The sequence below is a fragment of the Alkalilimnicola ehrlichii genome (assembly GCF_003399765.1).
In the GTDB taxonomy this organism is placed as follows: Bacteria; Pseudomonadota; Gammaproteobacteria; order Nitrococcales; family AK92; genus AK92.
Window position 1 is genome coordinate 1 of the sequence record NZ_NFZV01000038.1, and the last position, 14026, is coordinate 14026.

Annotated in this window: 12 protein-coding genes and 1 pseudogene; 5 read left to right on the plus strand and 8 right to left on the minus strand. The window is 58.9% G+C overall.

From position 1 onward, the window contains the following. Window positions 1-269 precede the first annotated feature (269 nt). From CAI21_RS20745 to CAI21_RS20770, 5 genes are all read right to left on the minus strand, one after another. A complete protein-coding gene (locus CAI21_RS20745; RefSeq protein ID WP_116304050.1) occupies window positions 270-1031 on the minus strand; it encodes a LytR/AlgR family response regulator transcription factor in 762 nt (253 codons plus the stop codon). Then, window positions 1028-2062 carry a sensor histidine kinase gene (locus tag CAI21_RS20750; RefSeq protein WP_181919563.1) on the minus strand — a complete coding sequence of 345 codons (1035 nt, stop codon included), beginning with the start codon at window positions 2060-2062 and terminating at the stop codon, window positions 1028-1030. The genes CAI21_RS20745 and CAI21_RS20750 overlap by 4 nt, the downstream gene beginning before the upstream one ends. A 27-nt stretch (window positions 2063-2089) precedes the next feature. Next, complete coding sequence (locus CAI21_RS20755; RefSeq protein WP_116304052.1) at window positions 2090-3532, minus strand: carotenoid oxygenase family protein; 1443 nt, start codon at window positions 3530-3532, stop codon at window positions 2090-2092. 64 nt (window positions 3533-3596) lie between these two features. Continuing rightward, window positions 3597-4019, minus strand: coding sequence for a DUF2141 domain-containing protein (locus CAI21_RS20765; RefSeq protein ID WP_116304054.1), 423 nt, complete (start codon window positions 4017-4019; stop codon window positions 3597-3599). A 110-nt stretch (window positions 4020-4129) separates the two neighbouring features. Beyond that, entirely contained in the window at window positions 4130-5062 is a 933-nt protein-coding gene (locus tag CAI21_RS20770) for a LysR family transcriptional regulator (RefSeq protein WP_116304055.1), read from the minus strand. Between the two features lie 86 nt (window positions 5063-5148). Between CAI21_RS20770 and CAI21_RS20775 the strand changes: the two genes are divergently transcribed. Genes CAI21_RS20775 through CAI21_RS20785 form a run of 3 tightly spaced genes read left to right on the plus strand, consistent with a single transcriptional unit; the run spans window position 5149 to window position 8315 of the window. Next, on the plus strand, window positions 5149-6381 hold the full coding sequence (locus CAI21_RS20775; protein ID WP_116304056.1) for an acyl-CoA dehydrogenase family protein: 1233 nt from the start codon (window positions 5149-5151) through the stop codon (window positions 6379-6381). Next, entirely contained in the window at window positions 6378-7205 is an 828-nt protein-coding gene (locus CAI21_RS20780) for an SDR family oxidoreductase (protein ID WP_116304057.1), read from the plus strand. The genes CAI21_RS20775 and CAI21_RS20780 overlap by 4 nt, the downstream gene beginning before the upstream one ends. A gap of 42 nt (window positions 7206-7247) precedes the next feature. Beyond that, window positions 7248-8315: a phosphotransferase family protein gene (locus CAI21_RS20785; RefSeq protein WP_116304058.1), complete on the plus strand. Its 1068-nt coding sequence runs from the start codon at window positions 7248-7250 to the stop codon at window positions 8313-8315. A 46-nt stretch (window positions 8316-8361) separates the two neighbouring features. Here CAI21_RS20785 and CAI21_RS20790 read toward each other — a convergent pair whose 3' ends face one another. Beyond that, window positions 8362-9684, minus strand: a complete 1323-nt coding sequence (locus tag CAI21_RS20790) for a carboxylate--amine ligase (RefSeq protein ID WP_147305190.1) — start codon at window positions 9682-9684, stop codon at window positions 8362-8364. A 99-nt stretch (window positions 9685-9783) separates the two neighbouring features. On the opposite strand from CAI21_RS20790, the gene CAI21_RS20795 reads away from it, so the two are divergent. Next, the gene (locus CAI21_RS20795; protein ID WP_220348966.1) at window positions 9784-10266 is read left to right on the plus strand and encodes a lysozyme inhibitor LprI family protein; all 483 of its coding nucleotides are present in this window, start codon (window positions 9784-9786) and stop codon (window positions 10264-10266) included. Between the two features lie 103 nt (window positions 10267-10369). On the opposite strand, the pseudogene CAI21_RS20800 reads toward CAI21_RS20795, so the two are convergent. Beyond that, window positions 10370-11301, minus strand: a pseudogene (locus tag CAI21_RS20800) (sodium-dependent bicarbonate transport family permease). A gap of 149 nt (window positions 11302-11450) precedes the next feature. On the opposite strand from CAI21_RS20800, the gene CAI21_RS20805 reads away from it, so the two are divergent. Continuing rightward, window positions 11451-12407, plus strand: coding sequence for a LysR family transcriptional regulator (locus tag CAI21_RS20805; RefSeq protein ID WP_116304060.1), 957 nt, complete (start codon window positions 11451-11453; stop codon window positions 12405-12407). A gap of 21 nt (window positions 12408-12428) precedes the next feature. Here CAI21_RS20805 and CAI21_RS20810 read toward each other — a convergent pair whose 3' ends face one another. Continuing rightward, a complete protein-coding gene (locus CAI21_RS20810) occupies window positions 12429-13958 on the minus strand; it encodes an Lnb N-terminal periplasmic domain-containing protein (protein ID WP_181919565.1) in 1530 nt (509 codons plus the stop codon). Between the last annotated feature and the right edge of the window lie 68 nt (window positions 13959-14026).

Sequence of the window (14026 nt, forward strand, 5' to 3'; positions counted from 1 at the left end):
GCCGCTTGGCCTCGGGCAGATGCCTCAACCCGCTGCGCAGTTCCGTGTGATCTTCTCGGCCGTAGTCCACCGGCTTCATCGCTCGCCTCGTTGTTGTCGGTTGTTTCGCCGTATGATGCCATGACGAAAAGCTAAGCGTAATAATACTCGGTTAAGAAGATCCGTTGCCCTGTGTTGCGCGCCTGCCCCCGGATTAAAACGGAAATTAGTTATCGCCCCTTATTAATGATGACCGTGAGGGACATGTTCTCAGCTTTAGCCTGCAAGGCTTACATCTGCCGAAATCGCTCGGCGTAACTGCGGCTGACGGTTAGGGTGTCGTCGCAATCGCGTAGGGTCAGGTTGTAGCGGCCGCGGAAGTCGCGGCTGATGGAATGTATTTGGTATGCGTTGACGATACAGTTGCGGTGGATGCGCCAGAAATGGTTGGGGTCGAGGCGGTTTTCCAGCTCTTTGAGTGGCGTGCGGATGGGGTAGTGGCCTTCTTGGGTGCGGATGACGGTGTATTTGTCCTCCGCCCGGAGATAGAGCACTTCGGCCACCGGGATCAGTCGGATGCGCTCGCCGATCGAGGCTTGTAACCATTGCAGGTGGGCTTCGGGCCGATGGTCGAGGGCGCGGCTGACTCTTTCTAATAGTTCGCTGACATCGCGCGCGTTGCCGCTTGGTAAGGCAAGCCGCTGTTGCAGGCGGGCAACGGTGGTTTCGAGCCGCTCTTCCCGTACCGGCTTTAATAAGTAGTCCACCGCCTCTCTTTCGAAGGCTTCCACCGCGTAATGATCGTAGGCGGTGACGAAGACGATTTGGCAGGCGTGGTGCAGTCGTTTGGCAACTTCAAGACCGCTCAAGCCCGGCATGCGAATATCGAGGAAAGCCACCTCGGGTTGCTGCTCGCCGAGTAGTCGCAGTGCTTCGTGTCCGTTGGCGGCGTGGTAAATCGTCGCCAGATCGGGCCAGGCTTGGCGGAGCTGGCGCTCTAGCTCGCGGGTGAGTTCCGGTTCGTCGTCGGCGATCAGGGCACGAATGCTCATGGGTTCGGCAGCCTAAGTGTGGCGGTAACGCCGCCTTCCGCGTTGTCTTGCACAATTAATCGACCTTGCCCGTCATACAGCGTGCGCAAGCGTTCCTGCACATTGCCAAGCCCCGTGCCGCCCAAGGTTTGGGTGCCGAAGCCGATGCCGTCGTCGATGACCTCGATGTCGATGTGCTCGGCATGCGTTCGCGCTCGGATTTCGAGTGTGCCGATCCCGGTCTTGGGTTCCAGGCCGTGGCGAACGGCGTTCTCTACCAGCGGTTGTAGTAGCATCGGCGGTAGCGGCATCGCGCGCAGCGTTGCCGGCACGTCGATCTTGAAACGCAGCCGTTCGCCCATCCGAAACTGCATGATGGTGAGGTAGTCTTCCAGCAAGGCCAATTCGTCGCCTAGCGAGGTTTCTTCCCGCCGGCTATGGGTGAGGCTTGCGCGCAGGTAGTCGATGAGGTGGTCGAGCAGTTGTTTGCCTTGCGTCGGGTCGCTGACAATCAGGCTGCGGAGGAGAGCTAGGGTATTGAATAGAAAGTGTGGCTCGACCTGGGCCTGGAGTAGGCGCAGCTCCGTTTCTACCCGCGCTTTTTCTGCGCTGACGTGCTTTAGGCGTTCTTCGTCGAGGTCTTTTTCGGTGCGCAAGGCGCGGTCCCGATAGCTTGAGAACAGCGTTATGCCGGCACCGAATAAGAGGCCGATGACGACCGCTTGCCAGAAGGCTTGGGTAACCAGTTCCTCAAGTCGGTAGATGCCGGTGACGAGCAAGGCGGTGCCGGTTCCCAGGATGGAGCCGACGAGTAGGGCGAACAAAAGCCCGACATTGAGCCAAGGGCCTATCGGTATCCAGCGCAAGACCGTTTCCACGCAAAGGAAGATGGTGAGCCCGACGCATTGGGAAAATAGCCAATTGACGAGCAGTGGGCCGCCATAGTCGATCGCGGTGAGAAACAGCGCGATGCCGGTGTTGAAAAGGACCATGCCGCCCCAGCGGACCCAGACCGGGATCTCGAACCAGAGCGGCTTGTCCTTTGTTTGCACTATGGTGTTGCTCTTGTGCATGGGTTATCAAGTGCGAACGAAATGGCTGTGAAAGCCTAAGGGTAGCGCATACGGTAGCGCGGCTTGTGCGATCGGGCCATCTTCTAAATGTAAGGCGTCGAAGAGCGTGAGGCGAGTCACTCGCGCTTTGGTATCTAGTGCGGTGCCTAACAGCCAGGCATCGCCGTCGCCGGCCGTGGCGGTTTTGGGAATGATAACGTGTTCTTCCACCATCGTGTGGTCGTCGAACCGATAAACCTGCTCGGTTTCCCGCTCCAAGTCGATGCGCCTTAATGCGTTGAAACCCGGATGCTTAAGGTGTTCGCTGGCTTCTGCGACAACGAGATAACGCTGCCGTTGGCCAACGTAGCGCGGGTCGAGGGTCGGGAACTCGCATTTGCCGGACAGCAAGGTTTGTTTTGCTTGGTGTTGCTTGGGATGGAGAGTAACGCGAGCCGGTTGCCCCCACGACGCACTGCCCCTCCCGCCGTGCATGAAGGCCCGAAAATCCTCGGTCAGAACCTTGGCATCGGGATAATACACATAGTCGAGGTGCATAACGCCGCTGCTTTCTTCCCAGGCATTGCCCAGATGAAACACAAAACCGGGCGGTAATTCGTACCACTGCTGGTCGGACCAGTCGTCTTTGTTAACGGTGAGTACCCGCATCGGTTGGTCGGCTTGCCATTGGTAGCTGTCCAGCACGTTCGTGCCGGCGGCTAAGCGGTCCATTTGTAACGGCATGGGAGGAAGTAGAAAGATCAGGTGCCGTTCGGTGATGGCAAAGTCGTGCAGAAAGGGCAGCTCCGGCACCGGAATCGCATCGGCTTTTTTCAGATTGCCGCCGGCGTCGATGTGGTAAAGCACCAGTAGACGGTCGCCGGCTGCGCCGAAGTTCCATAGGCTGCCGTCGCGGTCTCGACGTGGGTGGGCGGAGAACGGCATGGCCTTGAGATCGTCGCGCCAGGTGACGGGGCCGACGGTCTCTAACGTGTCGGGGTCCAACTCCCACGCGGAACCTGCATCCCATAAGGCGAGTAGCCGTTGGCCGTGGCGGATGACGTTGACGTTAGCGACGTTCATATCGTCCGAACTGGTGACGTTATCCATGCCCGGGAAGCGGGTGCCGAAGGCCGGTTTCAGCATGCGCTCGGCTTCGCGTTCGGCACGGTATTTTGTGGTTTCGACGAAACGGCCGCGGTGCGATACGCGCCCATCGCCGAGCCGGAATGCTTGCAGCATGCCGTCGCCGTCGAACCAGTGGCGGTAGCGCTGATCGCCGCGGCTATGCCGCGCCGGCATGTTTCGGTAAAGGGTGCCGTGGAGTTCGGCCGGCCAACGTCCGCTTAAGCTCAGCCCCTCGGCGGCCAGTTCGTTCTGTTCGATGGTTTTAAAACCGAGCAGCCAAGCCTTTTCCTTACGCGCGGTAAGATACTGTTGCTGCCAGTCCGAGGTCCGTGCGAAGGACAGGGGGCGAACATCGCCGCGCTGCTGCCCATCAGCAGCGTTTGTAAGAAGGTACGCCGGTTCATCGTTATTTCCTCAATTCAATCACAAGGGTTTCGCTTTGCTCGCCGAGGCTGATGGCCGCATCGTCGAAGCTGGGCGGGCCCATGTTGCCGGTTGCGTCACGGCTGAATCCGAAAGGTTCGGTCGGAATGCCGAGCAGATTGGTGTCGAGTTCGCCGTTGCCGTTGATGTCTTGGAACACCGCGACGGCGTAGCGCCCAGGCGGGAGGTCGGTGAAGGCAACGGAAGGGCGGCTGGTCCATTGTTTGGCGACAGCTAAGCGGATGCCGTCGTGTTCCTTAAAGCGTGGTTCGCTGTCGTACAGCGCGAAATAAACGGCGCCGTCGGCCGTTTCGGCATTACTGATTTCGACCCGTAAATCCGCGCCGCTTGCTGTGCCGGCCGCGGTCAACATCGCCGCGCATAAGGGGTAACCGAGTAAACGCATTCTGGCTCGCTCCTAGGTGGTTTGTGTCGAGTGACGACCACTTTGGCGCTGGCGCATGGGCGCTGCGAGGTGCTTGCGATGAGTTGCGTTATAACGCGACGAAATGACCGTTAAACGAGGTGGGAGGGGCTGTCGTTGGGCCCTAGTAAAGCTAAAAGCTGGTCGCGCAACCAGCGGGTGCCGGGGTCGTTCTCCCATTGCTGGTGCCAGTACACATGCAACTCGACGGGAGGTAGGGCGATAGGAATATCGAGTAACACATTGCCTATCGTGCTGTTGACGACATGAGCAAGACAAGAGGGCATGGTCAGCAACAGATCGGAATTGGCGACGATGCGGCAGGCGGCGTCATAGTGTTGGCAGCGTAGCGCGACATCGCGCTGAAAACCCAGTTGATTCAATACGACATCTTCGACGGTTAGGCCGGCGCGCCGCGACGATACGGCAATATGCTGCGCGCTCATGTAGCGTTCGCGGTCCAGCGCGATCGGTTGCCGGCTTACGACGCAGAAGGCGTCCCGAAACAAGAGGGCGTGGCGTAAATCGGCGCTGGTCGGGTGCGCTACGCCGATGGCGAGGTCGATTCGTCTGGATGCCAGATCGGTCGCGAGGTTGCGGCGCTGTAGCCGAACGCCGGCAATGGTGACGCCCGGCGCGGCCCGCGCCCGCAAGTGGTTGACGATCTGCGGCAGTAGTACGGATTCGAGGTCGTTATGGATGGCGATGGTGAGATGTTGGATATCGCGGCGCGGATCGAATTCGCGTTGATTCACCGCTTGTTGAAACAAGCCTAAGGCCGCGCGGATCTCCGGTGCTAGGCGGTCGGCTAAAGGGGTCGGCGTCACGCCTTTGCCTTCGCGGATAAACAAGGGGTCGTCGAGTTGTTCGCGTAGGCGCGATAGGGCATGGCTGACCGCCGATTGGCTGATAAACAGTTCTTCGCCGGCCCGCGACAGGTTGCGTTGGCGGTAGACTACGTCGAACACCCGAAACAGGTTGAGGTCAATCCGGTTCAGGCGCGCTTTATTATGAATATCGCTCATGATTGCAGATTATGATTTTTCAGTTAATTCATTGCAACCGCGCTTCTAGAATCGAGGTTTCGCTATTGATCGAGTAGGGGTGAGTCATGGATTTCCAGCCAAGCGCGAAGGGTCAGGATTATCTCGAACGTGTTAAAGCGTTTATGCGGGAGCATATCGAGCCTGTTGAGAAGGCGTACTGGGATCGGATTCACGCCGCTAACCACGGAGGCGATTGGCGCCGTTGGGAAGTTCCGGCGTTGATGGAGGAGTTGAAGGCGAAAGCGCGGGCGGAAGGCTTGTGGAATCTTTTTCTGCCGGATGCCGAGTTGGGGGCAGGGTTGAGCGTGCTGGAGTATGCGCCGATTGCCGAGCAGACGGGGCGCAGCTTTATGGCGCCGACGGTGTTCAATTGTAACGCGCCGGATACGGGCAATATGGAGCTGTTGTGGAAATACGGCTCTGAGGCGCAGAAAGAGCAATGGTTGCAGCCTTTGCTGAGCGGGGAGATTCGCTCGGTGTTCTGCATGACCGAGCCGGATGTCGCTTCCAGCGACGCCACGAATATGCAGGCAACCGCCCTCGTGGAGGGGGACGAGGTGGTGCTTAACGGCCGTAAGTGGTGGTCGAGCGGGATTGGCGATCCGCACGCTAAGGTTGCCATCTTCATGGCTTATACGCCGGATGCGGATAAGGATCGCCATCATCAGCACTCGATGGTTCTGGTGCCGCTGGATGCGCCGGGCGTGGAGATCGAGCGCATGCTACCGGTGTTTGGCGATTTCGACGAGCCGCACGGGCACGGGGAAGTTTACTTTAATAATGTCCGTGTTCCGGCCAGCAATATTATCGGCGGCCCGGGGATGGGGTTCGAGATTGCGCAGGGTCGGTTGGGGCCGGGGCGTATCCATCATTGCATGCGTTGTCTGGGTGGCGCCGAGGCCGCGCTCGACTTGATGATCGACCGCGGCATGAGCCGGAAAGCGTTCGGTAAGGAGCTCCTGAACCTTGGCGGTAACCGGGAACGCGTTGCCGAGGCGCGGATAGCGATCGATCAAGCGCGCTTGTTGACGCTTTATGCGGCCTGGAAGATCGACCGTTTCGGGGCGGCAGGGGCCATGAGCGAAATCTCGGCGATTAAGGTGGTGGCGCCGAATGTGCTGCAACAGGTCGTCGACGATGCCATCCAGATTCACGGCGGTAGCGGCGTTTCTCGGGACACGCCGCTGACCGGGTTCTTTAACCACGCGCGAAGCCTGCGTATCGCAGACGGTCCGGACGAAGTGCATAAACACCTCATCGCGCGCATCGAGTTGTCGAAGCGAGGCTACCGTAAATGAACAAACGTATTTTCGTGACCGGCGGTGCTAGCGGCTTAGGGTTGGCGATCGCGCAGCGCTATGCCGAGGCGGGATGGAAAGTCTGTATCGGCGATATCAACGATCAACGGGGCGAGAAGGCGCGAGCAAGTCTCGCTGTGCAGGCCGAAGATGCGGCTTACCTCCCCTGCGACGTAAGAAGCGAGGAGAGCCTGGCTCGGGTCGCCGAAACCTTAACCGAGTGCTGGGGCGGCGTCGACGTGGTGGTGAATAACGCCGGCGTTGCCCAAGCCGGGGCAATCGAGGACGTGAGCCTCGACGATTGGCAGTGGATTCTCGATATCAATTTGCTGGGCGTGGTGCGCGGCTGCAAGACGTTTACGCCGTTGTTCAAGCGGCAGGGGCATGGGTACTTCGTTAACGTCGCGTCGATGGCGGGGCTATTAGATGCGCCGTTGATGAGCAGTTACAACGCGAGTAAGGCTGCCGTCGTGTCCTTGTCCGAGACGTTGCAGCACGAGCTTGCCGATGCCGGCATTGGCGTGAGCGTCATCTGTCCGTCGTTCTTTCGTACCAATCTCGGCGATTCGTTGCGTAGCACGGTGCCGAAGATGGATGCCACGCTGGATAAACTTATGTCGCGCAGCAAGATCACGGCGAACGACGTCGCGCAGGCGGTTTTCGCCGCTGTCGAGCAGCGGCGCTTCTACGTCTTGCCGCATAAAGAGGCCCGTCTCGCATGGCGCTTGAAGCGGTTCTTGTCGAGGGAGTTGTACCGTAAGTTCATGCAGAAGCAAATGCGGAGTATGAAAGGTAAACGGGCGACCGCCGAGACGGCGCGGTAAAACGCAGCGACAGCGAACAGATAACGGGTAAGAAACGCAAGCATGAGCAATGTGGCGATCGATAGTGCCGGCGGTGTCCGCAGCGGTGAAGAACTTGATATTCAGGCTGTCGGTGCGTGGTTGAAGCAACAGGTACCGGATTTGGCGGGCGAGCCGGAGGTGACGCAGTATGCCGGCGGCGCTTCGAACTGGACGTACCGTTTACGTTACCCGGACCACGATTGGATTCTGCGCCGCCCGCCAGCCGGTACGAAAGCTAAGTCCGCCCACGATATGGGGCGCGAGTACAAGGTGCAGAAAGCGCTTAAGTCGGTGTATCCGACCGTGCCGGAGATGATCGCCCTGTGCGAGGACGAATCCGTCATCGGCGCTGAGTTTTATGTCATGGAGCGTATCGAGGGTGTCATCCCGCGGGCTCGGTTGCCGAAGGGCTTGGCGCTTAACGCCGAGCAGACGCGCGAGTTGTGCACTAACGTTATCGATAAGCTTGTCGAATTGCACCAGGTCGATTACCGCGCGGCGGGGCTTGAGTCCTTAGGGAAGGGGGGCGGTTATTGCCGGCGGCAGATCGAGGGCTGGTCGGATCGTTACGAGAAGGCGCGAACGTGGAATGTTCCGAGTTTTCGGTATGTGCGGGCCTGGTTGCAGGATTCGATCCCCGACGATATCGCGACCTGTGTTATTCATAACGATTGGCGGCTCGATAATGTTGTGCTCGATCCCAAACAGCCAACTCGCGTGATCGGCGTGCTTGACTGGGAAATGGCGACGCTGGGCGATCCTTTGATGGATCTGGGCAATGCGTTGGCTTATTGGGTACAAGCCGACGACCCCGCGCTGATGCGTATGACGCGGCGTCAGCCGAGCCATCTGCCGGGCATGCTCACACGCGAGGAGCTGGTGGCTTATTACCTCGATCGCATGGGGTTGAAGATCGATAACTGGGCATTCTACGAGGTGTATGGTTTGTTCCGGTTGGCGGTGATCGCACAGCAGATCTACTACCGTTATCACCATAAGCAGACCCGCAACCCGGCCTTTAAGAATTTCTGGATTTTGGTCAACTACTTCGATTGGCGGTGTCGGGGCATCATTCGCCGTAGTCGTTAGCGCTCGCTGTTCTTAGTGCCGGAGCCGTTCGGCTAAGGGGGCAATTTTAGGTCCGCTGGTATCGTTTCCGCCAAACGCGCCGTGCGGCTCGGGCCGGGTAGGTGGCAAGGCGGCGCGCGAAGTTCGTGTGCGGAACCAGCGCCGGCCTGGGGTCGTCGGCAGCGAAGTAGTGGTAGCAGCGCTTGCCGCGTAGGCTGTAAAGCCAACTGCCGAAGCTCCATTCGCCCACCTCGCGGTAGTGGCGCAGTGCGCGCAGGTCGTTATGCAAATCCAGCCACAGGACCTTGTTGCGTGGCGCGGGCAGCGGGTCGATGGCCTGGTCGAGGCTGTCTTGATAGGCCGCGTAGGCAAGATTAACGCCTGCTTCGGCCTGTAGGTGACACCAGGTACTGTAGCGAGGGCCGATCTCTAGTATTTTGTATTGATCGTCAGTGCCGGGCAGGCGCTTCATTTGTACGGACGCATGTCCGGTCACGCCTAGCGTCTTTAAGGCATGTAGGCCGAGTTCCGCTGCTGCCGGCAGATGTTCGGTCCGCACGCAGCAGCCGATGCCGCGATGGATCGGATAAGTGCGAACCTTCTGCCCGACGATAAGCCCGACGACGCGTCCCTGTCTATCAATATAAGTGTGCATCGAACACAGCGCTTCGTCGCGGCCTTCGATGTAGTCCTGCACAATGATTCCGTCGTCGAACTCAAAGATTCGGGCAACGAGTTCGCGCAGCGCGTAGGGGTTGGCGACGCGCACTCCTTTTAAGTTGCCGTTGGTCAAACGCATGATTTCGCGGTGTTGCGACCAACGGCGTTTCTCCGCCGGTTTTACCATGACGGGGAAGGTGAAGCGCTCGACGGCCGCTTCCAGTTCCGTCATATTCGCCGGTGCTAACGTGGCAGGAACTTTGAGGCCGAGTGCGCCGGCGGTGACGGCAAAATGCGTTTTATCGTACAGCGCCTCTACCAGTTCGGCCGAGCACAGGTGATGCCGATAGTGCTGTTCGAGCTGCGAGCGATGCCGAGACAATAAGAGCAAGGACGAGTCGCCGGTGCTGAAGAGCACGGGTCGATGCTTAAACTGCTGCCCAATCTCCAATAGGCGCCGAACGCGCTCTTTCTCGCTCCCCGAACTGGCGGGAAAGTTCAGCCGCTGCGTAACGTAACGCGAGTAAGCTACGGCGGAGTTCGGGTCGTCCGTCAGTAGATAAACCGGTACCTGGCGTCGGCCTAAGGCACGGGCGACGCCAAGGTCGGCGCGGCCTTTGCCGTCGATAATGACGGCGCCTGGGTTGGTAGCGGAGTTGGAAATCGCGGATTGTCCGTGGGCGAAGCGAGTCATTGCCATTCCGGCCGCTGCCGACCTGTTTGTAGTCATGGATTTCTCCGAAGTCGCTCACGGAGAGATTTAAGGCAGATTAGGTAATACTCAAGAAAAAGTGCCCGCTGTCTTTAGGGAAAGGTGGAGCGGGCGATCGTGAACCAGGAATTACGAGGTATCGTGGTGGGGCGAAATGCTGTTGTTAAGCGCAGCCGTCGAGGCTGCGCGCTGACGATTATTACGGGTATCCTAATGTTGCCGGCAGTGCTGTCGGCAGGGGAGGATCGTTGTAAGGACCCAATAACGACGCCGGATATAAACTACTGTGCTTATCAAGAAGTCCTGGCGGCCGAAGAGGTTATGGACAGGTATCTAGCGGCGAGTCGAGAGCGGTTCGCTGAGGAGCCGGAGGTGGTCGCGGCGATCGATACGGCGCAAGAGAGCTGGCTTGAATATCGCGATAAGCACTGTGGTTCGGTATACACCCTGTGGTCCGGCGGCAGCGTCCGCGGCCTGATGGCGAACCAGTGCCGGCTCGATTCGACCGAGCACCGTACCTACGAGTTGTGGCAAGCGTTTCTGACCTTTATGGACTCGACGCCGCCCGTGTTGCCCGAGCCTAAACGCGATAGCGAGTAAGCGCATGAGCCGCTTGGCGGTCACGGTGCTTTCTTTCGGACCGGGTTTGGCAGTACGACGGCCGCGATCCGGCCGCGTACTGCCAACTGCGAGCTGCCGCGGTTTACCCCGTTAGGCCGATCAAGTAGTGGTACAGCGGAATCCCGATGATAACGTTGAACGGGAACGTTATACCCAAGGCTGCTAGCATCGCTAAGCCGATGTTAGCTTGCGGTACCGCGGTGCGAATGGCGGCGGGCGCGGCGATATAAGAGGCGCTAGCCGTCAGGGCCATCAGGACCAGTAACGAGCCCTCGGGCAGCCCCAGCATCCGCCCGGTGAATAGACCGAGAAGGGCCAGAATGGGGGGGCGATTATCGCGAAGCTTAGCAGCCGCCAATGTTTCCAGGGCAGCGGTCGCAAGGTCTCGGCGGCCGTTAACCCCATCTCCAGCAGGAACAGTGCCAGCACCACATGGAATGCACCGGTTAGCAGGTCGGTGACGGCCGCGCCTTCTTGCGGGCCGTACATAGCGCCGATGACTACGCCACCGGCCAATAGAATAACCCCCCGGTTAGTTAGCGTTTCGTGCCATAAGCCGCGTAGGCTGCCGGCATCGCCCCGCATACGGCGAAACAACGCGATACCGATCATGATGGCGGGCAGCTCCATCATCACCAAGTAAAGCGTGATTTCGGCGCCAAGCGTTAGGTTGTGGCTATCCACATAAGCTAGCGCGACGGCAAAGGTGCCGGCACTTACCGAGCCGTAGTGGGCGGCAATGCTGGCACTGTCGGCAATAGAAAGGCCGACGACGCGCCGAAGTACCGGAATTAACCCCAAGGCAATGAATCCACCAAGCGCTGCGACCGCCAATAGCTCGCCAGCCAGAGACCAGTGCAAACTGCCGTTTAACGCCATTCCGCCTTTGAGCCCGATAGTCAGCATGAGTAAAAGGCTTAGCGTGTCGTAAGTGGCTTTAGGGATGGTGAGATTGGAGCGCACCAAACCGGCAATTAGGCCGAGCACGAAGAAGGTAACAACAATATCGGGCATTAAGCTCTCCGCAGTAGATTCTTATTGCGACGAGAAGTAGAGAATTCTTCAGCATCCGAAAGCCGGGGCATTTTGCAGAGCTTGGATTATTGTGGCTAATTAATAGTTGCCGCATGATGTATAGACGATTGTCTATGAGCGAGTAGCGAATGAATATTCGACACCTTACCTTTCGCCTGTTGCAGGTGTACGTCACTGTCGTAAAAGCCGGGACGGTGAGTCAGGCCGCAAGGCGCTTGCACCTGACACAGCCTACTGTATCTCAGCAGCTGCGGCGGTTGCAGGATGCCGTTGGCGAGCCACTGTTAGAAAGTCGTCACGGCCGGTTGCAACCGACCGAGGCGGGGCGGGAGTTCTACCGTGCCTGCCAGGATGCTCTTGGCCGATTCGATGACTATGACGATTACTTGTCCGCGTTACGCGGTGGTGAAAGGGGGCGCTTTAGTATTGCGCTGGTGAATACCGCGCAATATGTCTTGCCGCGATTGTTGGGGCCGTTTAGTCAGACGTTCCCTCAGGTTGAGGTGAGCGTCCATATCGGCAACCGACAGCAGATGTTGGCGCGGTTCGAACGGCAGGAGGATGACATCTACGTCTTCAGCCATCCGCCGTCGTTGGAGCATGCCTTGGCTGCTCGTTTTATGCGTAATCCGTTGGTGTTGGTCGGGCCGGCGGGTCATCCTGCGGCGAAGGCAGAGCGCGTCGCTATTAGCGACTTATTAGGGGAGCGTTTTCTGCTGCGCGAGGTGGGCTCTGCAACCCGGATGATGTTCGATAGCTGGTTACAGGAGCAGGGCGTTTCTTTGGGGGCGACGATGCAATTGGCCAGTAACGAGGCGATTCGGGTGGGGATTAGCTCCGGCCTGGGCTTGGCGTTGTTGTCCGAGCATGTATTGGCACCGAGCGACCGTAGTCTGGCGAAATTGCCGGTCGAGGGTTTGCCGATTGAGAGTTATTGGCAGTTTATCGTCTGGCGCGATCGCCGCCTGCCGCATGCCGCCTTGGCTTTTCTGCGGTTTGCCGACGAGCATTTAGAAACGTGGGTCGAGTCGCAGTGGTTACGTAACGAGGTGGGGCGCTTGGTGCACTACTTTGACTTAGACTGAGCGGCACGCTAAGCGACGGATTTAGAAAAAGCGATAGAGCGCTAGCTCCACGCTGTCCTGCCGTTGTTCGACATCGAATTCCCGTGCCGCACTCAGTCGTAAGGAGAGGTTGCGGTGTAGGGTGAACCCTTGCTCGACGCTCAGGCGCCAGGATGGTTGGCTGAGATCCGTGTACTGCGTCGCTTCGATCTCTAGATTGCCGAGCCAGATGCCTTGTGCATGAAATACGCTTACCCGTGGGCCGGCTCCAGCGCGCACAGTGTCGTCCAAGTGGCGCGACCCCCAAAGGCTGCCTTGTAAGGAGACCATAGCGAGCGTTTTGTTCTCGCTGCCGATACCGTAGGTGTGGCCGATACCGCCTTCCAGTCCGAGCATGAGGCGGCGCGCCTCGCCCGGTGCCGGCCGTTGCTCTAGGCCGCTACGCACGTTCCAGGATTTGGGCTGAAAGAAGCGGTCTCGCGGCGTTCTCGCATCGACGTCGAAGAAACGGAGTCGTTCGAGTTCCACGCGTTCTTCATCGGCCAGGTAGCGTATCCGAGTGTCGAGAAAGTTAAGCTGCGCCCCGGTAGCGTGGCCGGGTGCCGGGTCGAGCAGCTCGTGGTAGGCCGGGCGAAATTGCAGGTTGGTATAGTTTTGCTCGTGCCGGCGACCGAAGCCTATACCGATCCGTTTCGGTTCGTGCGCTTGATCCGGTCGGTGCAACGGCGTCGGTGGCCGTTCGATCGGGCTGGCTTGATCGATACGGCTGCGAGCTATCAGTAGTTCCCGCATTCGTCTTGTATGGTCGCGGCCGGCTATATCGCCGGCAAGGTGGCGGTAATACAGGTAATCGTAGGCCGTTTCCAATACCGCTGCCTGCTCGGTCGTGCCAACGCCGCAGGATGCGGCCTCGCTTGGCTCGGCCTCGCCTTGTGCTAAGGCATAAGCGAGTTTTCGTTGATCTGCGTTTAGTTGTGTGAGGCTATGGCGCAGTCGGGTGCCTTGGGCCGGGCGATAGCTCGCTCTGACCAGCATACCTTCTTGTGCTAGAACGGCTTGAATGGTGTCGGTGGGTATGGCGACCCACTTGAAACGGTCCGCCAGCGCCATGCCGGGGCGGGCGACGTCCATTACCGCTAAAAGCCGGTAGGAGCAGTTCTGGTGCAGGAAGTAATAGGGAAAGGGCGTCGAGCCCAGCTCCCATAAATGCATCATGAGTCGCTCGACTTCCTCCTCGGTAAAGCCAAGCTCGTACTCCCACAGATCCCTGTCCTCAAGGTCGTTATATTCTCGAACTTTTTCGTAGTAGGGCATAAGGGAAAAATAGCCGGGATAGGCCCCGCTCAGACCCCGAACGGTAAACAGCGCGCCGGCGTCGGCCCCGGTATCGGCGGCATGATTAACGGCGTAGGAAATGAGTCGGTTATTGTCGTCATGCTGTGCGCTGTCGATGCGGAGCAGCGTGTGGCCGAACATCGAGGCAGGGCTATTCATATAGGCGGAAGCGAAAACCAGCGTGACGCGCTCCGGCGCGATGGCGTTATACCAGCGTTCGAACCGGTCGCAGGACACTTCGGGTAGCTGGCGGACGTCTATATCTAACGCCGCCTTTAACCAATGAAAGCGAGCAATAAAAGCGC

Coding starts and splice junctions, on each gene's coding strand:
- CAI21_RS20745 (WP_116304050.1), bottom strand. CDS start 1,031: ATGAGCATTCGTGCCCTGATCGCCGACGACGAACCGGAACTCACCCGC.
- CAI21_RS20765 (WP_116304054.1), bottom strand. CDS start 4,019: ATGCGTTTACTCGGTTACCCCTTATGCGCGGCGATGTTGACCGCGGCC.
- CAI21_RS20770 (WP_116304055.1), bottom strand. CDS start 5,062: ATGAGCGATATTCATAATAAAGCGCGCCTGAACCGGATTGACCTCAAC.
- CAI21_RS20775 (WP_116304056.1), top strand. CDS start 5,149: ATGGATTTCCAGCCAAGCGCGAAGGGTCAGGATTATCTCGAACGTGTT.
- CAI21_RS20780 (WP_116304057.1), top strand. CDS start 6,378: ATGAACAAACGTATTTTCGTGACCGGCGGTGCTAGCGGCTTAGGGTTG.
- CAI21_RS20785 (WP_116304058.1), top strand. CDS start 7,248: ATGAGCAATGTGGCGATCGATAGTGCCGGCGGTGTCCGCAGCGGTGAA.
- CAI21_RS20790 (WP_147305190.1), bottom strand. CDS start 9,684: ATGACTACAAACAGGTCGGCAGCGGCCGGAATGGCAATGACTCGCTTC.
- CAI21_RS20805 (WP_116304060.1), top strand. CDS start 11,451: ATGAATATTCGACACCTTACCTTTCGCCTGTTGCAGGTGTACGTCACT.